Here is a 21262-nt window from a genome sequence, read left to right as displayed (position 1 = left end):
TCATGTCCGCATCCACTGAACGAGAGGCGCTCTGGGGAGCCCTCGCACGACCCTGGGATTTGATCATCATCGGAGGCGGCATCACCGGCGCCTCGGTCCTGCGCGAGGCCACCCGCGCGGGCCTGAAGGCCCTGCTCGTCGAACAGCGGGACTTCGCCTGGGGCACCTCGAGTCGCTCCACCAAGCTGGTCCATGGCGGACTGCGCTACCTGGCCAACGGCGACGTGCCAATGGTCCGCCAGTCCATCCGTGAGCGGAAACGGCTGCTCGCCGAGGGCCACGGCCTGGTGGTGCCCCTGGACTTCCTGCTCGCCAGCCACCCGAGGGAAGGCGGCAAGCACTGGCAGGGCCGCGTCGGCATCTTCGTGTACGAGCTCCTCACCGGCAGGTGGCCTCGCGGCAATCACTCCTCCAATCAGCTCCGCGAGCGGGTGCCCTCGCTCGGGCAGGAGGAGGGGCTCCTCGGCGTGCCCTACGACGAGGCCTGGGTCGATGACGCGCGGCTGGTGCTGCGCATCCTCCGCGAGGCCGTGGCCGCGGGAGGCTCGGCGCTCAACTACGTGCGTGTCACCGGCCTGCTCCGCGAGGAGGGCCGCGTCACGGGCGTCGAGCTGTCGGACACCGTGGGGCGGCGCTCCACCACCGTCCGGGCCCGGGCCGTCGTCAACGCCACGGGCGTTTGGGCCGATCAAGTGCGCGCGCACCTGTCCGCCGCGCCCAGGCTGCGCCCGCTGCGCGGCAGTCACCTCGTCTTCTCCTCCAGACGCTTCCCGCTCGCGCACGGCATCAGCTTCCGCCACCCGCGCGACGGGCGCTTCGTGTGCGCCGTGCCCTGGGAGGACTCCACGCTCGTGGGGACGACGGACCTGGACCACCGCCCCTCGCTGGACGAGGAGCCCTCCATCTCTTCCGAGGAGGTGGCCTACCTGATGGAGGCGGTGGAGTCCCGCTTCCCCTCGCCACGGCTCACGCTGGACGACATCGTGTCCTGCTACGCGGGCGTGCGGCCCGTCATCTCCTCCGGCGAGAACGACCCGTCCAAGGAGTCCCGCGAGCACCTCGTGCTCGAGGAGGAGGGACTGGTCACCGTCACGGGCGGCAAGCTGACCACCTGCCGCGCCATCGCGCACGATGCCCTGCGCGTCCTGCGGCACCGGCTGCCCGAGCTGGCCTCATTGAAAACCGAGGGACCCTTCCTCGATACGCCACCCGCGCTGGATGAGGTGCCCCTGGCTGCACCGGCCCGCCTGCGCCTGCGGGGGCGCTACGGAGCGGACGCGTCCGCCCTGGTGGCCTCGGCGCGTCCCGGTGAGCTCGACACCATCCCCGGCAGCTCCACCCTCTGGGCGGAGCTGCGCTGGGCGGCCCGGAGCGAGGGCGTCGTCCACCTGGAGGATCTGCTGCTGCGGCGCGTCAGGCTGGGGCTGCTGCTGCCCAACGGCGGCGAGGAACACCTGCCCGTCCTCCGCGCGCTCTGCCAGCACGAGCTGGGCTGGGACGACGCGCACTGGGAGTCCGAGGCCCGAGCCTACCTGACGCTCTGGCGCACCCACTACGCGCTGCCCAAGCAACAAAACGCCCAACGGGAGTCCCAGGCCCTCGCCGCGCATCGATAGAATGAACGCGCCTCGAGCTTCCCGCATCCGTCTCTTCTCGGAGAACCGCCATGCCTGGAAGAAGCCTTGACCTGTGGACCCCCGCCCACCGCGCCAACCCGAGGCCCCTCTACGCGCGCATGCGCGAGCAGTCGCCCATCGTCCGCCTGTTGGAGCCCCTGCGGCAGGTGCCCTTCTGGCTGGTGACCCGCTACGACGACACGGTGGAGGTGCTGCGCGATGAGCGTCTGACCAAGGACCCGCGCAAGCTGAGCGAGCACGCGCGGTCGACCGTCTTCCGCTCCGCCCAGCAGGGGCTGCTCGAGCACATGCTGGCCTCGGACCCGCCGGACCACACCCGGCTGCGCGCGCTGGTCTCCCAGGCCTTCACCCCCCGGCGGATCGAGGCGCTGCGCCCGCGCATCGTCGCCATCGCCACCGAGCTGATGGAGGCGGCGCTGGCTCGTGGGAGCGTGGACTTCATCGATGCCTTCGCCTTCCCCCTACCCGTCATCGTCATCGCCGAGATGCTGGGAATACCCGCCGAGGATCGCGATCAGTTCCGCGAGTGGACACAGGCCCTGTTCGTTCCGCCAGCGGACGGCAACCCCGAGCACGCCATGGCCGCGGGCCAGAGCTTCGTGAAGTACCTCTCCACGCTCATCCAGCGGCGGCACTCCGAGCCGGGGGAGGATCTGCTCACCGCGCTGATGACGGCCGAGGAGCAGGGAGAGAGGCTCAGTCCCACCGAGCTCACCAGCATGGTCTTCCTCCTGCTGGTGGCCGGTCACGAGACGACGGTGAACCTGCTGGGCAGTGGGCTGCTGGCGCTGCTCGAGCACCCCGAGCAGCACGAACGTCTGCGGGGAGACCGGAAGCTGATGGGCCCGGCGGTGGAGGAGATGCTGCGCTACTGCAGCCCGGTGGAGACGAGCACGGCGCGTTTCACGGTGGAACCCATCGAGGTGTGCGGTCAGATCATTCCCGCGGAGGAGATGGTGGTCGCGGGGCTCATGGCGGCCAACCACGACCCGGAGGTGTTCACCGAGCCGGATCGCTTCGACGTGGGGCGCACGCCCAACCGGCACGTGGCGTTCGGCTCCGGCATCCACTTCTGCCTGGGAGCGCCGCTGGCGCGGATGGAAGCGGCGGTGGCCTTCGAGCTGCTGTTGAACCGGGCGCCGGGGGTGAAACTGGCGGTGGAGCCCGAGCGCCTGGAGTGGCGCAAGACGGCCTTCATCCGGGGCCTGGAGCACCTCCCGGTGACCTTCGGCTGAACCCGCGCTGACGACTGGTGCCCGGAGCGCGATCTGGAACATTGACCCGGCCCGGTCCCTGGGGAACGTTCCCGGGATGCACCGAGCGAAGGGAACACCATGAATCGTGTCGCAAGCAAACTGGGGTGGGCACTGCTCGCCATTCTCGGCGCGTTCTGTCTGGGCACGGTGGCGCTGCACCGGGGGGAGACGATCAACGCCACCTGGCTGGTGGTGGCGTCCGTCAGCATCTACCTGCTCGGCTACCGCTTCTATGGCCGGTTCATCGCCGACAGGGCCCTGAGGTTGGACCCCTCACGGGCCACACCGGCGCAGCGCCGCAATGACGGCCTGGACTACGTGCCCACCGACAAGTGGGTGCTGTTCGGCCACCACTTCGCCGCCATCGCGGGTGCCGGTCCGCTGGTGGGCCCGGTGCTCGCCGCGCAGATGGGCTACCTGCCCGGCACCTTGTGGATCCTCTTCGGCGTGGTGCTGGCCGGCGCGGTGCAGGACTTCATGATCCTGTTCCTGTCCACCCGCCGCGACGGCAAGTCCCTGGGCGACATGGTGCGCATGGAGCTGGGCCCCGCCGCCGGAGTGGTGGCGATGATCGGCGTGCTGATGATCATGATGATCATCCTCGCGGTGCTGGCCCTGGTGGTGGTCAAGGCCCTGGCCGAGAGTCCCTGGGGCACCTTCACGGTGGCCATGACCATTCCCATCGCCCTGCTGATGGGTCTGTACCTGCGCTACCTGCGTCCGGGCCGCGTGCTCGAGGTGTCCGTCATCGGCTTCGTGCTGCTGATGCTGTCCATCTGGCTGGGCGGCAGGGTGGCGGAGAATCCGACCTTCGCGCCGCTGTTCACCTATGACGGCAAGGCGCTGGCCTGGATGCTCATCGCCTACGGATTCTGTGCCTCGGTGCTGCCGGTGTGGCTGCTGCTCGCGCCTCGCGACTACCTGTCCACCTTCCTGAAGATCGGCACCATCCTGCTGCTGGCGGTGGGCATCGTCCTGGCCATGCCGGACCTGCGGATGCCGGCGATGACCCGCTTCGTCGACGGCTCGGGCCCGGTGTTCGCGGGCAACCTGTTCCCGTTCCTCTTCATCACCATCGCCTGTGGAGCGGTGTCCGGCTGGCACTCGCTGATCTCCTCGGGCACCACGCCGAAGATGCTGGCCAACGAGCGCGAGACGCTCATGGTGGGCTACGGCGCGATGCTGATGGAGTCCTTCGTCGCCATCATGGCGCTGATCGCCGCCACGGTGCTGCAACCGGGCGTGTACTTCGCCATGAACTCACCGCCCGCGGTGATTGGAACCACCGTGGAGCAGGCGGCCCAGACGATCAGCCAGTGGGGCTTCGTCGTCACCCCCGAGATGCTCACCCAGACCGCCCGGGAGATTGGCGAGTCCTCCATCCTGTCCCGAGCGGGTGGCGCGCCGACCCTGGCGGTGGGGATGGCGCAGATCCTCCATGGGCTGGTGGGTGGCGAGGGCATGATGGCCTTCTGGTACCACTACGCCATCCTGTTCGAGGCGCTGTTCATCCTCACCACCGTGGACGCGGGCACGCGCGTGGGGCGCTTCATGATTCAAGAGCTGGCCGGTCTGGTCTACGCGCCGCTGAAGAAGACCGAGTCCTGGAGCGCCAACCTGATCGCCACGGCCATCTGCGTGGCGGGCTGGGGCTACTTCCTCTACCAGGGCGTGGTGGACCCGCTGGGCGGCATCAACACGCTGTGGCCGCTGTTCGGCATCGCCAACCAGATGCTGGCCGCCATCGCGTTGATCCTCGCCTGCGTGGTGCTCGTGAAGATGAAGCGCGAGCGCTACCTGTGGATTCCCGCGGTTCCCACCGTCTGGCTGGTGTGCTGCACGCTGACCGCCGGCTGGCAGAAGGTGTTCGGCGCGGATGTCCGGGTCAGCTTCCTGGCCCACGCGCGCGCCTTCTCCGCGGCGGCGGAGGGCGGCAGGGTGCTGGCACCGGCGAAGTCGCTGGAGGACATGCAGCAGGTCATCACCAACGACTACGTGGACGCCACCCTCACCGTCATCTTCATGCTGGTGGTGGTGGCGACCCTCACGTTCGGAGTCCGCGCGGCGCTGGCGGCCCGCCGCTCGACGGTACCGACGTCCCAGGAAACGCCGCATGTCCCCCTCGCGACGGCGGGCCCGTGACATGGACGCCTCGCGAGACACCCCGAAGACCCTCTGGCGCCGGGTGGTGCAGACCGCCCGGTTGCTCATCGGCGTGCCCGACTACGACACCTACGTCGCGCACATGCGCCAGCACCACCCCTCGCGGCCGGTGATGAGCTACGAGGAGTTCTTCGACGAGCGCATGCGGGCGCGCTACCGGGGCGGCGGCGGGCGCTGCTGCTGATGAGCACGGGGGGCTCAGCGCTGTGCCGAGCCCACCACGCGCGACCACATCGTCAGCAGGTTGCGGACCACCGGCCCCTCCGGCACCTCGGCCACGGGGGGCACGTCCACCTGGATGCCCTGGGAGGCCAGCCGCGTGAAGGGGTTGGCCGCGTCCTGCGTCTTGAGCGGCACCGAGGGGTCCGCCGGGCGGAAGCCGAACGCCAGCGCGCGCTCCTGCACCGGACGGCTGCGCAGGTACGCCAGCCACTTGCGCGCCGCGTCCTGCTGCTCCGGCGTCACCCAGTCTCCCAGCAGCAGCGCCGCCGGGTGGTCGCTCCACAACGTGAGCGCCGGGTAGTACACCTTCAGGTTGCCCCACCGGCCCTGCGCGTTGCCGATCTGCGAGATGGCCAGGTTCTCGTACACCACCGCCATGTCGTACTTCGACGGGCCGAAGCGGACCATGTCCGTCATGAAGGTGCCGGTGGAGGTCTCGAACCGCGTCACGCCCTTCTCCAGCTCCTTCACCCAGGTCTGGTACTCGGGCTTGAGCAGGTCTCCCACCGACAGCCCCGAGCGCTTGCCGTAGAACTCCAGCGTCGCCAGCAGCATCGCCTGCAGGCCCGAGTTGGAGCGCGTCGGGTCCGTGTGACCCAGCTTCACGAAGCCCCACTCCGGCTTGCCGCCGATGGCCGGCCAGCCCTGGTCGCTCGCCACCGCCTTGTGGATGGCCTTCCACGACACCACGCCCCCCGACGCCTTCTGCAACACCTCGGCCCGGTCCTCCCACACCACGAACACCAGCGGGGTGATGACCAGCGGCTGCGGGGCGTCGTCCCCGCTGGTGGCGAACAGCTGCCCGCGCTGCGGATCCGTCGACCAGTCCGACGCCAGCATGCGCAGCACGGCGCTGTCGGCAGGGCTCCACACCGTGGGCCTCTCCTTGCCGTCCAGGATGGCCTGGGCCGCGTCCAGCGAGCCCTTGCCCACCAGCTTCACGCGGATGGAGGGGTTCTCCTGCTGGAAGCCCGCCACCGCGGCCTCCACCCACTCCTTCTTCTCCGTGCTGTAGAGGAAGGTGATCTCCGTCGCCGGCCCGGAGGAGCGCGCCTGCGAGGAAGGGGCGGTCTCTCCGCCCTGCTGCGCCTTGTCCTTGTTCGAGGACGTGATGAAGAGCACCGCGCCGACCGCGACGAGGAACCCCAGGATGATGAAGACCTTGGGCTTCATGATGCGACTCGAACCTCCTTGAACGATTGCAGGGTGTCCTCGAAGGCCTGGAGCTCACCGTTCATCCGGCCGAGCTCCTCGCTGAGGTCCCCGTACATGCTGTCCGTGGCCTGCGCGTCCAGAGCGCGCAGGCGCATCACCTTGGCGGGAAGCCCCTGGAAGGTAACCGCGACGCTCGAGAGGTTCGCCAGCACCCGCTCGTACGCCGCGTGGATGTCCATCAGCGCCGCCAGATGCTCCTCGCGCGCCTTGCGCGAGCTCTCGTACTGCCCCCGCGCCTCCGTGTCTCGCGCCGCCCGGGCCTGCTCGTCCAACAGGCGGATCTGCTCGCGCACCGCGTTCAGGTCCACCGTGCGCAGGTAGCGGAAGAGCTCCTCCCCCCGTTGCACCAGACGCGCCGCCCGGCCCTCCAGCTCCCGCACCGACGCCAGCGCCAGCCCCAGGTGCGACACCACCCCGCGCGGCGCGCCCTCCAACGTGCGCGTCAGCTCCTCGCGCGCCTGGTGGATGGCCCGCACCGAGTCGCGCACCCGGGGATCCTCCAGCCGGCCCGGGGCGGGCAGCTTGCGCGCCTCGTCCGAGGCACCGGAGAGCGTCTCCTTCCAGAAGACGGGAGACACCACGTCCCAGGCCACCAGCGCGACGTAGGCCGCGCCTCCCAGTGCCGCGACCGCCCAGGAGTGCAGCGCCGCCGCCAGCAACGCCGACGAGCCCGCCACCACCAGGTTGAGCGTGCTCCCCGCCGAGCGCGCCAGCACCTTCGGAAGGTGGCCCACCAGCGTCGACTCACCGCGCTCGGCCATGTCCGCTCCTGCCGCGTCCCGTCATCCCGTCCCTCGTCCCCCGCATGCGTTCCATGTCCCGCTCTCAGAAGAAGGAGGCCATGTCCCGGTACACCTGGACGATGTCCTCCACGCCGCCCTTCGCGCTCGAGCCCTTGCCCGCCTCGGCGATGCGCTCCAGCACCTGGCCCTCGGCGCCCTGCCCGTAGGCGATGGTGAAGATGCGCACCGGGTTCTCCTCGCTCGAGGAGGACAGGCCGCTCTGCAGCTGCGCCAGCGTGATGGTGCTGCTCTCGTCCTTGCCGTCCGTCATCACCACCACCGCGTGGATCTTCCCCGGGCTCTTCCGCGCCCGGGCCACGGCGGACTGATAGGCGGCCAGGGTGGCGGAGTAGAGGGCCGTGCCTCCGTCCGCGATGATGTTGTCGACGCGTCCGAGCAGCTCGCCGCGGCCCTTGCCGAGCTCCAGCGGGCCCATCGGCGGGTACACGTTGTTGTCGAACAGCATGAGCGTCACCGAGTCCCGGTCCGACAGCGACTCCAGGAAGCGGCGGGCGCCCACCTTGGCCTCCGACAATGGGCGGCCCAACATGCTGCCGGACTTGTCGAAGACGAAGGTGACGTCCGTGGACTTCTTCGTCTCGCGCCACACGGCCAGCAGCTTCTCCAGCACGTCCGCGCCGGGCACCTCCAGCAGCGTCTGCGGCTGCTTGGGGTCCGCGCCATGCGCCGCGTCCACTGGCGCCGCGATGGCCACCGCCGGGTCCGCCGGACGGAAGCCCAGCGCCAGCGCTCGCTCCTGCGCCGGTCGCGCCTTGAGGAAGGTCAGGAAGGCCTGCGCCGCCTCACGCTCCTCGGCCCCCACCCAGTCCGCGTCCAGCACCGCGTACGGATGATCCGACCAGAAGGTGCCCTCCACCGGGTAGATGGAGACCAGCGGGAAGGGTGCGTCCGACGGCTTGCCGTAGGACTCGATGACCAGGTTCTCGTACAACACCGCCGCCGACACGTAGCCCGGACCGCGCTGCTGCATCTTGTCCGCGAAGAAGCCGGTGGACTTGCCGTAGTGCACCACCGTGCCCTCGATGTCCGTCAGCAGCTCCTTCGCCTTCTCGCCCTCCACGTCGGCCACCGCCAGCCCGCGCGTCTTGCCCGCCCCCGCGTAGGCCTCGGCCAGCACCGACAGCAGCCCCGAGTTGGAGAACTCGGGGTGCGTGTGACCCAGCTTGAAGCGGCCCCACTCGGGGTGCCCGTACGCGCCCCACCCGCGCTTGTCCGCCGCCACCTTCATCAGATCCGCCCAGCCGATGGGCTTGCCCGGCCAGCCCAGCGCCTCCGCCATGGGCTTCCACATGGCGATGACGATGGGCGAGAGCAGCAGCGGCTCCCCCTCCCCCACCACCGGCTTCGTCCTGCTCGAGGACATCAGCCACGCGCTGTTGAGCAGCGGCAGGTAGGCGCTGGAGGCCGGGCTGTAGACGTGCGCCCTGAGCTTGCCGGAGACGATGTCCTGCACCGCCTCCCCGGAGCCCATCGCCTGGCCCCGCACCTGGATGGAGCGGCCCGACTTCGTCTTCGCCCCGCTCCGCTCGAAGGCTCGCGCCTGCTCCTCGAACCAGCTCTTCTTCTCACTGCCGTAGGCCACCGTCAGCACCAGGGCCGGCCCGCCCACCACCTCCTGCTTCCGCGCGGACGCCGAGGCTCCGGAGGAGCCCTGGTTGGATTCCTTGCAGGCAACCAGCGCCACCACCACCGCGAGCACTCCTGGAAGCAGCTTCCGCATCCCGACGGTCCTCCCCTCGACACGTGCGCCACGACTGTGTGACGACGCGCCAAGCGCCTCAACCGTCCACCGCTCAACTCACCGGGTTCTTGCAAGACCGTGACAGCCCTGTCACGAAAGGCCCTGGGTTGTCGGGGTTTGATCAACCCGCTGGTCATGTATTTTGAACTCCAAGCAATTCGACCGGACGCGTCCTTGTCCGATAGAGTCGGGAGCCATGAATTTCTTGAGCCGGAAGCTGTGGATTGTCGGAGGTTTGAGTCTGGCGCTGGGTGCGTGCGGGGCGAAGCGGGTGGCACCGTCACAGCAGTACAGCCTGGGATCCGCCCGCGCGGAGTACCGCGACTACACGGGGGCCAAGGCCAACATCTGTGAGGCGGAGCCGCGCTGGCTGTCGGACGAGCTGAGCGGAGTGAACGGACTGCTGGCGCGCTTCCTGTCCTCGACGGAGCAGGCGAAGGATCCGAAGGCGGCGGAGTACGCGCAGCAGGTGGCGCTGCTCAAGGAGGCCTCGGGCTCGCTGGGCAAGGTGCTGGACGTGCACCAGGCCAACCTCAAGGCGGTGCAGTCGTGCGCCTTCGCGAAGTCCGGAGCCTTCCCGGAGCTGACGAAGCGCGGCACGGAGCTGGTGGAGATGTCCCGGACGCGGCTGGTGGAGGCCACGGCGGTGGCCGCGGTGGAGGCGGCACAGGCCAAGTGGAACGAGGAAGCACCGCAGCGCGAGCAGACGGCGCGCCAGACGTGGTGCGCGAAGAACCCGGAGATCGGCAGCACCGACGTGTACTACGCGCGCAAGTTCGCCGACGGCCGCACCGAGTGGCTCTTCTGCGACGGCCACATCGTCCAGTCCGTGAAGGGGGGCGAGCAGAGCCTGGTGTCCCCCGAGGGCCTGAGCGCCAAGGACAAGCGCAAGGTGAAGGCGCCGCGCTACTACGAGGCGGCGCGCGGCTGGCCGGCGGAGGAGATCGACACGCAGCCGGACCTGTCGGGCACGTCGGCTCCCGCCCAGAGCTCGTCGTCGGGCGGGAACTGAGCGCGAGCACTACGGGGCGTACGTCACCACCAGGTGGTTGGAGGTGAGCACCATGCGGCGCGGCACCGCGCCGCTGCCCTGGATGGTGAGGTCGAAGGCGAAGGGCGAGCGCAGGGTCCGTTCATTCATCTGATCCCTCAGCATGCCCTCCGCCGTGCCGTTGGAGTTGGCCTTGAGCCGCGTCTGCGTGGCGCGCGCCCGGGCCACCAGGGAGCTCTCGCTCAGGGAGAGCTCCACCACCAGGTCCGCCACCACGCCGGCGGCCACGCCCGCCTGGAACTTGCGGATCTCGTTCTGGTAGCCCTTGGGCACGCTGCCGGTGTAGCGGACGTTCTCCCCGCGCATCACGGCCCTGCAGGTGAGCGTGTTGAGCGGGCCGAAGCGGATGTCGGAGAGGCTCTCGACGATGACCTCGCCCTCGAGCTGCTTGTGGAAGTTGCGCGCGGCCATCCGCATGGGGAGCAGCTGCGAGGCCAGCTGCTGCAGGGACGCGGGCGAGAAGTACATGTTGAAGGAGCGCCCCGACGCGCCGGGCGAGCGCAGCTCCTCGGTGTAGGCGTGCACGGACTGGAGGGCCAGGTCCGTCTCCGCCGTCTCCCGGGTGAGGCGCTGGTTCTCCTGCTCGGCCAGACGCAGGCGCGTGGCCGGATCAGTTGCGCAGCCCGCGCCAACGAGCGCCCCCAGCGCCAGCAGTCCGAGTCGGAGGGCCCTCACGGCCCCACCACCCTGCAGGTGCCCTGGGACACGCGCCACCCGCCCGACGGGCGAGGCGCGGAGAAGGTGGCCGTCATGCGGTAGGGCTGGCCCCGCAGGTTGAACGAGGCGTGGACGGCGCCCGAGCGGGGCAGCCCCTGCATCGGCCCGTTGGCCGGAGCCACTCCGGTGCAGCCGAGCGAGCCGAGGCCCGCGGCGCCTTCCGCCTGCGCCATCGTCTGGAAGGACTGCTGCAGCTCGGCCTTCTTGCGGTTCAGCTCCTGGCGCATCGCCTCGTTGCGCGCCTCCAGGTCCCGCGCGCGCTGCTCGGTGGCGGAGCCCGAGGGGGCACGCGAGGCCCTCCTGCCCGAAGCACATCCGGTCGCGCACAGCACGAGCACGGGCACCCAGAACCAGCGGGAGACGGTCATGTCCCGCACGGTACACCCCTCACGCGCCCAGGCGGGAGAGGCGCTCGGCGAGGCGCGAATCCCCTCCGGCGTCCAGCGAGCGCAGCCAGGCCGGCAGCGAGCTGCCCCCCGCCACCAGGTGCCCCTCGACATGCGGGCGCAGCGCGCTCCAGCGCTTGTCCCAGGCCTCGTCCGAGGTCAGCAGCGCCCCCATGCGCAGCGCCAGCTCGGGCTCGCCGAGGGCCTCGGCCTGACGGGCCAGCACACCGGTGGCGGCCAGGGCCGGAGCTCCGGCGGGCGCGCGCTTCCACTGCTCCAGCGTCCGGACGAAGGCCGCCACATCCACCTCGGCCAGCAGCGCCATGGCCGCCCACAGCGGCAGCCGCGGCTGCTCCTTGGGAGCCACCACCTTCTCCATCAACGAGGAGAACACCGGGCCCATGGCGGAGTGGCTGGACGGCTCGAGTCCGCCCAGGGCCCGGAGCGCGCGCCGCGCCCGGCGGGCCTGGAGCGCCACCCGCCAGCTCCGTCCACCCACCAGGGTGTCGAGCCGGGTGAGCGCCTCGACGGCCGCGGCCACCTGCTCGGCGGTGGGCCTGCCCGCGCGCACCCGGGGAGGGAGCGTCAGCTTCGGCGAGGCCGCAGCGGCCCCCTTCGCCCCCTTGGTGGGTGCCTCCTGGGGCGCCTGCGCGGACACCTCGTGGTAGCCCTCGCGCAGCTTCTCGGCCACCTTGCGGTCGTACTCGCGCCGGGCGCCCTCCTCGTCGGGGAAATCCTTCTCCTTGCGCTGCCCCTCCGTGCCCAACCGCCCGTACACCACGATGAAGGTGTTGCCCTGGACCTCGGCCATCCAGAACTTCGCGCTGGTGCCCTCGACGAACTCGAACCTGCGCATGGTGCTGCTCCTCCGGGTATCGGGTGTGCGGATGCTGGCGGACGCTACCATGGGCGGCCGTGCTCCCACGCGCTAGCATCACGCGCATGATTCGCTCCGCGACCCCCTCGGACGTCCCCGTCATCAGCCGGCTCATCCGCGCCCTGGCCGAGTACGAGAAGCTCACCCATGTCGTCACCCTCCGAGAGGAGGAGCTGCGCGAGCACCTCTTCGGAGACCGGCCCTACGCCGAGGTCGTCCTCGCCGAGGAGGCCGGACAGGTGGTGGGCTTCGCCCTCTTCTTCCACAACTACTCCACGTTCCTGTCCAAGCCGGGCCTCTACCTGGAGGACCTCTTCGTCCTGCCGGAGCACCGGGGCCGGGGGCACGGCAAGGCGCTGCTGTCCCACCTGGCGAAGCTCGCCGTCGAGCGGGGCTGCGGGCGCTTCGAGTGGTCCGTGCTCGACTGGAACACGCCGGCCATCGAGTTCTACGAGTCCTTCGGCGCGGAGATGCAGCGGGAGTGGAAGCTCTTCCGCCTCACCGGCGAGGCGCTGCAGCGGTTCGCGCGGGCCGTTTGAGGCCGTTCCCCCGCCAGGCGGCCTGCCTCACGGCGCCCTCCGCGGGTTGACTGGAGAATCGACGCAGCGACGCATTCTCGCTGCCCCGTGAGCGTGACATCCTGCGGGAGCGAGGTGGCATGGGGTCCTTCGATGACAAAGAGCGCCGCACGCTCGTGACCGACGAGCGCCGTACGCTCGTGACCGACGAGCGTCGCACGCTCGCGCTCGGCACGGGGGCGACGCCAGGTCCGAGCGCCAGCCCCCGTCCGCCGGAAGCGCCGGCGCTCGGCCGGGGAACACCCCTGGACCGGTACGTGGTGTTGGATCCCCTGGGCCAGGGCGGCATGGGGATGGTGTACGCCGCCTACGACTCGGTGCTGGACCGGAAGGTGGCCCTCAAGCTGCTGCCGCCCGAGGACCCGCTCGGGGGCACCGAGGGGTCACCCGGGCGGGCCCGGTTGCTGCGCGAGGCGCAGGCCATGGCCCGGCTCTCCCACCCCAACGTGGTGGCCATCTACGACGTGCACCAGCACGGCGCCCAGGTCTTCATGGCCATGGAGCTGGTGGACGGACAGACCCTGCTGCAGTGGCACCAGGAGAAGCCGCGGAGCTGGAAGGAGACGCTCTCCGCCTTCCTGGACGCGGGCCGGGGCCTGGCCGCCGCGCACGCCGCCGGGCTCGTGCACCGCGACTTCAAGCCCACCAACGTCCTGGTGGGCAGGGACGGCCGCATCCGGGTGACGGACTTCGGCCTGGCGCGCCCGCACAACGCGCCCGCCGAGGAGCCCTCGTCCGGCGACGGCGCGCCCGCCACGGGCACGAGCACGGGCCCGGTCAAGCAGCACAGCCTGTTGGAGCTGCAGCTGACGCAGCGGGGCGCGGTGCTGGGCACTCCGGCGTACATGGCGCCCGAGCAGTTCCGCGGCGCCACGGCGGACGCGCGGAGCGATCAGTTCTCCTTCGCCGTGTCGCTGTGGGAGGCCCTCTACGGTGAGCGCCCCTTCGAGGGGAGCACTCCCGAGGAGCGCAAGCAGAACGTGCTGGCCGGCCGCATCAAGCCGCCGCCGCCCCACTCCAAGGTGCCGCCCTTCGTGCACCGTGCCCTGCTGCGCGCCCTCAACACGCCGCCGGAGGCGCGCTACCCCTCGCTGGACGCGCTGCTGGCCATCCTGGAGAGGGATCCGGCCCAGGTGCGCCGCCGCTGGCTGTCCGTCGCGGCCCTGCTGCTCCTCGTCACGGGCGCGAGCGTGATGGCCTGGACCGAGTGGCACCACCACCATGTCCACGTGTGCACGGGCGTTCCCGCGCAGTTGGAGAACGTGTGGGGCGCGCCGCGCCAGACGGCCATCGAGAAGGCCTTCCTCGCCACCGGCCAGCCCCATGCCCAGGACACCTGGGGGCGCGTGCGCGAGGCGCTGAACGCGTACACCACGGCGTGGACGGACATGCACCAGGACACCTGCGAGGCCACGCGCATCCGCGGTGAGCAGTCCGAGGCCGTCATGTCCCTGCGCATGGCGTGTCTGGAGGGCAGCCGGAAGGAGCTGGCCGCGCTCACCGACGTGTTCACCGAGGCCGACGCCACGGTGGTGGAGAAGGCCATCTCCGCCACCAGCGCCCTGCGGCCCCTGCGGCGCTGCGCGGACGTGGAGGCGCTGCTGTCCGAGGTGAAGCCCCCCGAGGACGCCACCACGCGCCAGGCCGTGGAGGCCGAGCGTGCCCGGTTGGCCCGCGTCAAGGCGCTCACCGAGGCCGGCAAGTACGGGGAGGCCCTGACCCTGGCCTCGGAGGTCATCGAGAAGACGGCGACGCTCGGCTACAAGCCCGTCCACGCCGAGGCCCTCTTCACGCGGGCGTGGACGCAGATCATCTCCGGGCAGAACCAGGGCGTGCCCCCGCTGCTCACGGACGCTCTGTGGCTCGCGTTCGAGTCCCGGCACGACACCGTGGCGACGGCGGCCAGCGTGCGGCTGATGGGCTACTACTGCCTGAACGGCCCCCAGGAGGAAGCCGAGCGCTGGAGGCACTTCGCGCAGGCCTCGCTGGACAGGCTGGGGGAGAATGGCGAGCTGCGGGCCATCTTCTTCAACAACCAGGGCATGGCGTTCTATCAACAGGGCAAGTTCGCCGAGGCCTACGAGTCCTTCGACAAGGCCTTCGCCCTCGCGCAGCGGCAGCTCGGTCCGGCCAGCGCGACCACGCTGCGCTACGCCACCAACTCCCTGGCCGCTCTGGGCAACCTGGATCGCATGGACGAGTCGCAGCGGGCGCTCGAGTCCCTCGTGCGCATGGGCGAGACCTACCTCGGCCCCCTGCACCCGTTCCTCACCCAGCCCCTGACGAACCTCTCGTACGCCTATGCCTCGCAGGGGCGGATCTCCGACGCGCGCCTCCTGCTCGACCGGGTGCGGGAGATCAACCAGAAGTCCTATGGCAACCGCTCCGAGGAGTGGGCGCACCTGCACCTCGCCTATGGCGATCTCGATGCCTCGGAAGGGAGGGATCTCAACGCCCTCTCGCACTACGAGGAGGCCGTGCGCCTGTTCCGGGAGCTCACGGGTCCGGAGAGCACCCACCTGCTGCAGGCGCTCGAGAAGGTGGCCGAGGCCCAGACCTCGCTGGAGCGGCTGTCCCAGTCCCAGCAGACCTTCCAGGAGGTGCTGGAGGTGGCGAAGAAGGACCCGCGGCAGCACGAGCACATCTACACGATGGCCCTGCTCGGGCTCGCGCAGCTGCACGAGATACGGGGCCAGAACGACAAGGCCCTGCGGCTGCGCCAGCAGGCGCTGCAACTGCGCGAGCAGTACCTGGGACCCGACCACTTCAACACGGCCCTCATCCGCGTGGACATCGGCACCACCTACCTGGAGATGGGCCAGGCCGCTCGCGCGCTCCCCCTCTTCGAGAAGGAGCTGCCCCTTTTCGAGAAGGTGATGGGCGTCGATTCGCCGGCCGGCGTCCTGCCGGTGGCGGGAAAGGGCGAGGCGCTGCAGAAGCTGGGCAGGGCCACCGAGGCCATTCCCCTGCTCGAGCACGCGCTCCAGGTCATCGAGAGGCACCCGGGACGGCCCGAGTACGCGGCCTCCGTCCGGTTCGCCCTGGCCCGGGCGCTCTGGGACGCCGGGCAGCAGCAGGAGCGGGCCCTGAAGCTCGCCCTGGCGGCGCGCGCCACCTACCTCAAGACCCCCATCCTCCACGCGAATGAGCTCTCCGAGCTGGAGGCCCTGCTGAAACGGCATGCCCCGAAGGCGGCCTCACCCGGCTCGATGGCGCTGACGCCTCCTCCGTGAAGAAGCCCGCCCGGAGTCCGAGCGGGCGGCACGACGCCCTCGGCTTGTGAGCCCCGGAACACATGGCCAGCTTTCCGGGGTGATGAAGAGCTCACAAACGATCCCGGTCTGGATGCTGTACCTGCTCACCCCCGTGCTGGCGCTCGCGCAGACGCGAGAGAATCAGGCGGTCACCAGCGGCCCGCTGCTCTGGTACTGGCTGGCGGTGCTCGTCGTGGCGGCGGCGGCCTTCGCCTTCATCTCCGTCCGCCTGTCGAAGCGCAGGCAGCCGCCCCACCGCCCGGGCACTCCCTGACGTACGGGCTCAGTGCGCGCTCGCGTCGGCCTTGGCCTCGTTGCGCTTGCCCGCCGGGAGATCCGGAATGAGGAGGATCTCGATGCGGCGGTTGCGGGCGCGCCCCTTGGGCGTGGCGTTGCTGGCCACGGGCTTCGTATCCGAGTGACCGGCGGCCACGAGCCGGCCCGGGGGAACACTGGCCTTCTCCCCGAGGAAGCGCACCACGTTCACCGCGCGGGCCACGGACAGCTCCCAGTTCGTCGGGAAGGTGGCCGCCAGCCGCTGCGAGGGCGGGGCATCGTCCGTGTGGCCCGACACGAGGATGGAGCGGCCCTCCACCTTGGAGAGCACGGTGCCCAGTCGGGCCAGCACCTCGGCGCCCCGCTCGGAGAGGTTGGCCTCGCCGGAGTCGAAGAGGATCTTGTCCACGAGGTCCACCTGGATGCGGCCCTCGGCCTGGGACAGGCGGATCTCCCCATCGGTGATCTCCGCCTTCAGCTTCTGCTCGATGTCCTCGTAGGTGGCCTTGAGGCGCGCGAGCTCGGCCTCCTTCTCCTGCACCGCCTGCGAGAGCTGGTCGCGCTCGGTGGACAGCCGCGTGCGCTCGTCCTCGAGCGCCGAGAGCTTCTGCTCCTTCACCGCGAGCTGCTCCGAGAGCTTCACCTCCAATTCCTTGCGCGCCTGCTCCGTGGCCACCACCTGCGCGCGGGCCTCCGCGGCCGACTTCTCCGCGCCCTCCGCGCGCGTCTTCTGCGCCGACCAGGCGTTGAATCCGAAATAGCCCGCGGCACCGGAGATGAGCACCACCAGCGCCGTCACCAGCCACGGAACCCAGGGCTTCGAGCCACCGCTTCCCTGACGGGGGCCAATCCCCTTCGCGTACACCGTCTTGTTGTCGGAATCTCCAGGCATGGCACGCAAGCTAGAAGCCCCGCCCGGGTGTGCCTCAAGGCGGTACAGGTACGCGCAGGTATCTGGAGGTGCAAGGTTCCACTCGCGGCGGAGCGGGCTCCCGCTCCACGCCACGTGAGACCCCCCGGGCACGGGACTTCAGGCCACGGGCCCGCTGGCCGCGCGCAGAGCGTCGATGAGCTCGCGCGCGGAGACCGGGTGGCCCTGACCTTCCGGCGTGAAGAAGATGCCCACCGGCATCCCCTCCTCCTCGAGCTGCGGCAGCACGTTGTCCAGCAGCTCTTCCAGCTTGATGGCGCGAGGCTGGAAGCCGGACCACAGCCGCCTGGCGCAGAGCGCGGCGAACTCGGGCGCGGGCCAGAGCGGCAGCACGTCCCGCCCCGCGTCGTCGAGCGCGAGCGCCCACCCCTCGCCATCGAGTCCCCAGACCTCGCCGGACTCCACCGCGCGCTGGAGGAAGTACGAGTAGCGCCTGGCCGCGGGCAACCGCAGCACGGCCTGAAGGCGCTCGTGGCTCTGCTCAGTTTCCATCCGTCCTCCCAGTGCTCGAAGGATTCTTGACCGATCCAAGGGGGTCCGCGCCACTGGCGACCTGAGCGACGAGCGCCGTCACCTCCTCGGCACAACCCCACGAGAGTGTTACGCCCGCCCCACCATGGCCGTAGTTGTGGACGACGGGGCGCCCCGCCACCCGCTCCAGCTCGAGGCGGACCGAGGGCCGCCCGGGCCGCAGCCCCACGAGGTGCTGGAGCACCTGGATGCGGGTGCCCGCGGGCAGCAGCCGCGCCGCGCGAGCGAGGATGGCCTCGGCCTGGGCCGGGTCGGGCGCCAGCGACGCGTTGCCCTCCTCCGCCGTGCCGCCGAGGATGCAGTCGGTGGTACGGGGAATGAGGTAGGCCATGCCTCGCGCCTCGTCTTCGTCCAGGAGGAAGCGCTCCAGCGGGAGCGGCGCCACGCGGAGCACCTCACCCCGGATGGGAACGAGCGTCTCGTCCCCCAGCAGGGAACGAGACCCCAGGCCGGTGCAGTTGATCACCAGTGGAGCCGCCGTCCACGCCTCGTCCAGCGAATGCACCTCGCGCTGGAGCACGGTGCCGCCGAGCCGGCGGAAGCGGGCCAGCAGGTACGGGAGGTAGCGAGGCATGTCGATGACGGGAGCCTCGAAGACGTAGCCGTCCACGTAGCCCGGGAGCAGCTCGGCCGGGGAGGCGCGGCGGAAGTCGGGCACGCACGGCCGCCACCACGGGTCGGGAGCGTGCTCGCGCAGCAGCTCGAGCCCGAGCACTCGCAGGACACCGGTCTCGGGCTGCCCGGCGAGCACACACAGCTCCTCGAAGGTACGCCGGGACCAGGCGGTGACCCGGTCCTGGGGAAAAGCGCGGTACGGGTACCAGACGGCGGCCGCGATATCGGACGTGGTGTGCGGGGGCAGCTCGCGCGCCCAAAGCTCCACCGAGTGACCGGCCTCGAGCAGCCGGACACCGCAGGACAGGCCAGAGACTCCACATCCGAGAATGACGAGGTGCATACGGAGCCGGGGGGACTGGTCTCCGTTCTATCGCGGATGGAGCCCGAGGCGTGAATGCCCCCTCTTCATTCCATGAACGGGAGGCCCGTGGATATCTTCAGGGCGATGCCACCCCCCATCAGCCTGCTGACGGATTTCGGCCTGAAGGACACCTACGTGGGCCAGATGAAGGCGGCGATCCTCCGGGTCGCCCCGGGAGTGGACCTCGTGGACCTCACCCATGAGGTTCCCGCGCAGGACGTGAAGGCGGGAGCCTTCCTGCTGTGGAGCGCGGTGGAGGCCTTTCCAGAAGGCTCGCTGCACCTGGCGGTGGTGGACCCGGGGGTGGGGTCGACGCGACGCGCCGTGGCGGCGAGGACACGGCGAGGCGATGTGTTGGTGGGCCCGGACAACGGGTTGCTGGTGCCGGCCCTCGAACAACTGGGAGGACTGGCATCGGCGGTCGAGCTGACCGAGCCGGAATACTGGGGGCCGAGACAATCGAGGACCTTCCACGGGAGGGACGTGTTCGCCCCGGCGGTGGGGCACCTGGCGGCGGGAGTGCCCCTGGAGAGGCTGGGCCGGGCGCTGCACCACCTGGAGAGACCGTTCTCATTCCCGGCTCCGAAGGAGGAGGACGGATGTCCGGTGGGCGAGGTGCTCCACGTGGACACCTACGGCAACCTCATCACCAACCTCCCTGGAGCGATGCTGCCGGCGCGCTTCCGGGTGCACATCGGGACGACGACCATCCCGGAAGCGCCCCACGCGCACTACCAGGTCGTCGCCTCCGGAGAACCCCTATCACTGGTGGGAAGCACGGGGTTGCTGGAGGTCTCCATACGGGACGGCAGCGCGGCCGACGTACTGAGGGCAGGCAGGGGAGCGAGAGTGCGCATCGAGCCCCGCTGACCCACTGTCGCAAGCTCCCTCTCCCTCTGGGAGAGGGCTGGGGTGAGGGTATTTGCTTCCCCTCGTGCGTCCCCGTGCCCACCTTCTGGCCAGGGGAACCCACCAATGGGCACGAAGCGGGGCACGGAGCAGCGGAAACGGAAAGCACCGGGTTGGGGAAAGGCGGACATCTACACGGTGGGCCACTCCACGCGCTCGGCGGAGGAACTGGTGGAGCTGCTACGGGCCCACGGAATCCGGACGCTCGTGGACATCCGCACGGTGCCGCGCTCGCGAACGAACCCCCAGTTCAACCAGGACACGCTGCCGAAAACACTCGCTAAAGAGGACATCCATTACGTGCACCTACCAAGGCTCGGAGGCCTGCGGCGCGCGCACAAGGACTCCCCCAACTCCGCGTGGCGCAATGCCAGCTTCCGGGGCTACGCGGACTACATGCAGACCGACGAGTTCGCACGAGGGCTCGAAGAACTACGGGAGCTCACGCCAGACGGTCCGTTGGCCCTGATGTGCGCCGAGGCGGTGCGCTGGCGCTGCCACCGTTCGCTCGTGGCGGATGCACTGTACGCCCGGGGCGTGGTGGCGCGGCACATCACCAGCCGTACCCGCGCGGCCCCTCACGAGCTCACACCCTTCGCGGTGCTGCATGGCCGGGAGGTGCTCTACCCCGGGGGCGAGCCGGAGCCATCCGAGACGCTCAGGGCCCGCGAGCCGGAGCGAAGGGGCCACGAAGCCCCGAGCGGAAGATGAGGAAGGAGCCCACCGACGGCAGCCCGACCATCAGGAGGACCACTCCCAAGGAGACGATCTCCGCGAGGCCCCACGGTGTCTTCCACCCGGAGACCCCCATGGACGCACCGAGCAGCACGAACGAGCTGAAGGAGAGCCCCAGCCCGCCGAGGATGAGCTTGCACCACGACCACCAGGTGCGCTCGACAACTGGAGGCTCGAGAGGAATCTGAACCAGCCCGGTGGAGGGGACCGATGGATCCGCCGGGAGCGCTCTACCCATGCCGCCCGCCGCGCGCATCCACTCCGGCACGAGGATCTGCTCGGTGACCTCGGGGAGGACACGAACCTGCTCGGCCTGGAGCCGCTTGTAGAGCCTCCGCCCCCAGAACACGGTGACGAACAGCACCACGGGCATCAGCAGGACGAACTCGCTGCGGGTGAGCAGGACGGCATCGTAGGCGGCATGCAGCGCGATGGCGCCAATCAGGCCCGTGGACAGGAGCCTGAAGCGCTCGGATTCCGTCTCGCAGAACCGCGCCCGGCCGGTATGGGCGCCCATCACCACGCCGAAGAAGGCATGGGCCGGGACCGAGGACAGGGCACGCGCCAGCGCGACCCCCATGCCGCCCTCGCTCACGTAGAAGATGTTCTCCAGCGTGGCGAAGCCGAGCGAGGCGGTGGCGCCATAGACGACGCCATCCAGCGGCTCGTTGAAGGCGGGCTTGCGCCACACGTAGCCGAACAGCACCAGGAACTTGAAGACCTCCTCGGGGATGGCGGCCACGAAGAGGGCCTCCAGCCAGGCCGCCCGCCACATGCCCGAGAGCCATGGCCGCAACAGCCCCTGGATGACCTCCTCCAGCAGGGCCACCGGGAGGCAGATGAACACCCCGAGCAGGAACGTCTTCACCAGCAGCGAGCGGGGCTCGGGGTTCTTGTCGCGCGCGAGGATGTACCAGAGCAGGAGGAGGGACGGCACGATCGCCGACCCCCCCAGGACGAAGGCGGACATGGCGGACGCAGCCTAACAGCTCCGGGAACGC

Annotated in this window: 20 protein-coding genes; 10 read left to right on the top strand and 10 right to left on the bottom strand. The window is 70.2% G+C overall.

Annotation, left to right across the window (positions count from 1 at the left end; genetic code table 11):
* Positions 1-2: 2 nt before the first annotated feature.
* The 4 genes from JRI60_RS11495 (at position 3) to JRI60_RS11480 (ending at position 5240) form a co-directional block, all read left to right on the top strand.
* Positions 3-1616, top strand: coding sequence for a glycerol-3-phosphate dehydrogenase/oxidase (locus JRI60_RS11495; protein WP_204225889.1), 1614 nt, complete (start codon positions 3-5; stop codon positions 1614-1616).
* A 50-nt stretch (positions 1617-1666) separates the two neighbouring features.
* Positions 1667-2872, top strand: coding sequence for a cytochrome P450 family protein (locus JRI60_RS11490; protein ID WP_204225888.1), 1206 nt, complete (start codon positions 1667-1669; stop codon positions 2870-2872).
* A 99-nt stretch (positions 2873-2971) separates the two neighbouring features.
* Positions 2972-5035: a carbon starvation CstA family protein gene (locus JRI60_RS11485; protein ID WP_204225887.1), complete on the top strand. Its 2064-nt coding sequence runs from the start codon at positions 2972-2974 to the stop codon at positions 5033-5035.
* A complete protein-coding gene (locus JRI60_RS11480) occupies positions 5007-5240 on the top strand; it encodes a YbdD/YjiX family protein (RefSeq protein WP_430384375.1) in 234 nt (77 codons plus the stop codon). Before JRI60_RS11485 ends, JRI60_RS11480 begins: the two co-directional genes overlap by 29 nt.
* Positions 5241-5254: 14 nt before the next feature.
* Here the strand turns inward: JRI60_RS11480 and JRI60_RS11475 are convergent, their stop codons facing one another.
* The 3 genes from JRI60_RS11475 to JRI60_RS11465 all read right to left on the bottom strand — a co-directional run bounded on the left by JRI60_RS11475 (position 5255) and on the right by JRI60_RS11465 (position 9016).
* Positions 5255-6451, bottom strand: coding sequence for a substrate-binding domain-containing protein (locus JRI60_RS11475; RefSeq protein ID WP_204225886.1), 1197 nt, complete (start codon positions 6449-6451; stop codon positions 5255-5257).
* Entirely contained in the window at positions 6448-7254 is an 807-nt protein-coding gene (locus JRI60_RS11470; protein ID WP_204225885.1) for a hypothetical protein, read from the bottom strand. The genes JRI60_RS11475 and JRI60_RS11470 overlap by 4 nt, the downstream gene beginning before the upstream one ends.
* 64 nt (positions 7255-7318) lie before the next feature.
* Positions 7319-9016, bottom strand: coding sequence for a substrate-binding and VWA domain-containing protein (locus JRI60_RS11465; RefSeq protein ID WP_204225884.1), 1698 nt, complete (start codon positions 9014-9016; stop codon positions 7319-7321).
* 217 nt (positions 9017-9233) lie between these two features.
* On the opposite strand from JRI60_RS11465, the gene JRI60_RS11460 reads away from it, so the two are divergent.
* Complete coding sequence (locus JRI60_RS11460) at positions 9234-10049, top strand: hypothetical protein (RefSeq protein ID WP_204225883.1); 816 nt, start codon at positions 9234-9236, stop codon at positions 10047-10049.
* A gap of 9 nt (positions 10050-10058) precedes the next feature.
* On the opposite strand, the gene JRI60_RS11455 is transcribed toward JRI60_RS11460, so the two are convergent.
* From JRI60_RS11455 to JRI60_RS11445, 3 genes are read right to left on the bottom strand one after another with little or no spacing between them, the layout of a single operon-like run.
* Positions 10059-10763 carry a hypothetical protein gene (locus JRI60_RS11455; RefSeq protein ID WP_204225882.1) on the bottom strand — a complete coding sequence of 235 codons (705 nt, stop codon included), beginning with the start codon at positions 10761-10763 and terminating at the stop codon, positions 10059-10061.
* Positions 10760-11173 (bottom strand): hypothetical protein, encoded by a 414-nt coding sequence (locus JRI60_RS11450; protein WP_204225881.1) that lies wholly within the window; start codon positions 11171-11173, stop codon positions 10760-10762. Before JRI60_RS11450 ends, JRI60_RS11455 begins: the two co-directional genes overlap by 4 nt.
* 19 nt (positions 11174-11192) lie before the next feature.
* Positions 11193-12047: a WGR domain-containing protein gene (locus JRI60_RS11445; RefSeq protein WP_204225880.1), complete on the bottom strand. Its 855-nt coding sequence runs from the start codon at positions 12045-12047 to the stop codon at positions 11193-11195.
* Between the two features lie 86 nt (positions 12048-12133).
* Here JRI60_RS11445 and JRI60_RS11440 point away from each other — a divergent pair, with 86 nt between their 5' ends.
* From JRI60_RS11440 to JRI60_RS11430, 3 genes are all read left to right on the top strand, one after another.
* Complete coding sequence (locus JRI60_RS11440) at positions 12134-12607, top strand: GNAT family N-acetyltransferase (RefSeq protein ID WP_204225879.1); 474 nt, start codon at positions 12134-12136, stop codon at positions 12605-12607.
* 119 nt (positions 12608-12726) lie between these two features.
* A complete protein-coding gene (locus tag JRI60_RS11435) occupies positions 12727-15879 on the top strand; it encodes a tetratricopeptide repeat protein (protein WP_204225878.1) in 3153 nt (1050 codons plus the stop codon).
* A gap of 82 nt (positions 15880-15961) precedes the next feature.
* Positions 15962-16174: a hypothetical protein gene (locus JRI60_RS11430; RefSeq protein ID WP_239470464.1), complete on the top strand. Its 213-nt coding sequence runs from the start codon at positions 15962-15964 to the stop codon at positions 16172-16174.
* A 9-nt stretch (positions 16175-16183) separates the two neighbouring features.
* Here the strand turns inward: JRI60_RS11430 and JRI60_RS11425 are convergent, their stop codons facing one another.
* The 3 genes from JRI60_RS11425 to JRI60_RS11415 all read right to left on the bottom strand — a co-directional run bounded on the left by JRI60_RS11425 (position 16184) and on the right by JRI60_RS11415 (position 18596).
* On the bottom strand, positions 16184-17068 hold the full coding sequence (locus JRI60_RS11425; protein ID WP_204225877.1) for an OmpA/MotB family protein: 885 nt from the start codon (positions 17066-17068) through the stop codon (positions 16184-16186).
* 138 nt (positions 17069-17206) lie between these two features.
* Positions 17207-17599 carry a DUF2750 domain-containing protein gene (locus JRI60_RS11420; RefSeq protein ID WP_204225876.1) on the bottom strand — a complete coding sequence of 131 codons (393 nt, stop codon included), beginning with the start codon at positions 17597-17599 and terminating at the stop codon, positions 17207-17209.
* Entirely contained in the window at positions 17589-18596 is a 1008-nt protein-coding gene (locus tag JRI60_RS11415) for an FAD-dependent oxidoreductase (RefSeq protein ID WP_204225875.1), read from the bottom strand. The genes JRI60_RS11420 and JRI60_RS11415 overlap by 11 nt, the downstream gene beginning before the upstream one ends.
* A gap of 105 nt (positions 18597-18701) precedes the next feature.
* On the opposite strand from JRI60_RS11415, the gene JRI60_RS11410 reads away from it, so the two are divergent.
* Together JRI60_RS11410 and JRI60_RS11405 are read left to right on the top strand one after the other, a co-directional pair.
* A complete protein-coding gene (locus JRI60_RS11410; protein ID WP_204225874.1) occupies positions 18702-19487 on the top strand; it encodes an SAM hydrolase/SAM-dependent halogenase family protein in 786 nt (261 codons plus the stop codon).
* A 105-nt stretch (positions 19488-19592) separates the two neighbouring features.
* Positions 19593-20237, top strand: a complete 645-nt coding sequence (locus tag JRI60_RS11405) for a DUF488 family protein (protein ID WP_204225873.1) — start codon at positions 19593-19595, stop codon at positions 20235-20237.
* Here JRI60_RS11405 and JRI60_RS11400 read toward each other — a convergent pair.
* Positions 20185-21231: a PrsW family intramembrane metalloprotease gene (locus tag JRI60_RS11400; RefSeq protein ID WP_204225872.1), complete on the bottom strand. Its 1047-nt coding sequence runs from the start codon at positions 21229-21231 to the stop codon at positions 20185-20187. The two genes, JRI60_RS11405 and JRI60_RS11400, sit on opposite strands and share 53 nt — an antisense overlap.
* Between the last annotated feature and the right edge of the window lie 31 nt (positions 21232-21262).

Source organism: Archangium violaceum, assembly GCF_016887565.1.
GTDB lineage: Bacteria > Myxococcota > Myxococcia > Myxococcales > Myxococcaceae > Archangium > Archangium violaceum_B.
Note: the sequence above shows the minus strand (reverse complement) of the source record. Positions and strands in the feature narration are given on the sequence as shown.

Excerpts from the sequence above, each read along its gene's own strand:
- JRI60_RS11495 (WP_204225889.1), top strand. The coding sequence starts at position 3 with ATGTCCGCATCCACTGAACGAGAGGCGCTCTGGGGAGCCCTCGCACGA.
- JRI60_RS11490 (WP_204225888.1), top strand. The coding sequence starts at position 1,667 with ATGCCTGGAAGAAGCCTTGACCTGTGGACCCCCGCCCACCGCGCCAAC.
- JRI60_RS11485 (WP_204225887.1), top strand. The coding sequence starts at position 2,972 with ATGAATCGTGTCGCAAGCAAACTGGGGTGGGCACTGCTCGCCATTCTC.
- JRI60_RS11480 (WP_430384375.1), top strand. The coding sequence starts at position 5,007 with ATGTCCCCCTCGCGACGGCGGGCCCGTGACATGGACGCCTCGCGAGAC.
- JRI60_RS11475 (WP_204225886.1), bottom strand. The coding sequence starts at position 6,451 with ATGAAGCCCAAGGTCTTCATCATCCTGGGGTTCCTCGTCGCGGTCGGC.
- JRI60_RS11470 (WP_204225885.1), bottom strand. The coding sequence starts at position 7,254 with ATGGCCGAGCGCGGTGAGTCGACGCTGGTGGGCCACCTTCCGAAGGTG.
- JRI60_RS11465 (WP_204225884.1), bottom strand. The coding sequence starts at position 9,016 with ATGCGGAAGCTGCTTCCAGGAGTGCTCGCGGTGGTGGTGGCGCTGGTT.
- JRI60_RS11460 (WP_204225883.1), top strand. The coding sequence starts at position 9,234 with ATGAATTTCTTGAGCCGGAAGCTGTGGATTGTCGGAGGTTTGAGTCTG.
- JRI60_RS11450 (WP_204225881.1), bottom strand. The coding sequence starts at position 11,173 with ATGACCGTCTCCCGCTGGTTCTGGGTGCCCGTGCTCGTGCTGTGCGCG.
- JRI60_RS11445 (WP_204225880.1), bottom strand. The coding sequence starts at position 12,047 with ATGCGCAGGTTCGAGTTCGTCGAGGGCACCAGCGCGAAGTTCTGGATG.
- JRI60_RS11440 (WP_204225879.1), top strand. The coding sequence starts at position 12,134 with ATGATTCGCTCCGCGACCCCCTCGGACGTCCCCGTCATCAGCCGGCTC.
- JRI60_RS11435 (WP_204225878.1), top strand. The coding sequence starts at position 12,727 with ATGGGGTCCTTCGATGACAAAGAGCGCCGCACGCTCGTGACCGACGAG.
- JRI60_RS11430 (WP_239470464.1), top strand. The coding sequence starts at position 15,962 with ATGAAGAGCTCACAAACGATCCCGGTCTGGATGCTGTACCTGCTCACC.
- JRI60_RS11425 (WP_204225877.1), bottom strand. The coding sequence starts at position 17,068 with ATGCCTGGAGATTCCGACAACAAGACGGTGTACGCGAAGGGGATTGGC.
- JRI60_RS11420 (WP_204225876.1), bottom strand. The coding sequence starts at position 17,599 with ATGGAAACTGAGCAGAGCCACGAGCGCCTTCAGGCCGTGCTGCGGTTG.
- JRI60_RS11415 (WP_204225875.1), bottom strand. The coding sequence starts at position 18,596 with ATGCACCTCGTCATTCTCGGATGTGGAGTCTCTGGCCTGTCCTGCGGT.
- JRI60_RS11410 (WP_204225874.1), top strand. The coding sequence starts at position 18,702 with ATGCCACCCCCCATCAGCCTGCTGACGGATTTCGGCCTGAAGGACACC.
- JRI60_RS11405 (WP_204225873.1), top strand. The coding sequence starts at position 19,593 with ATGGGCACGAAGCGGGGCACGGAGCAGCGGAAACGGAAAGCACCGGGT.
- JRI60_RS11400 (WP_204225872.1), bottom strand. The coding sequence starts at position 21,231 with ATGTCCGCCTTCGTCCTGGGGGGGTCGGCGATCGTGCCGTCCCTCCTC.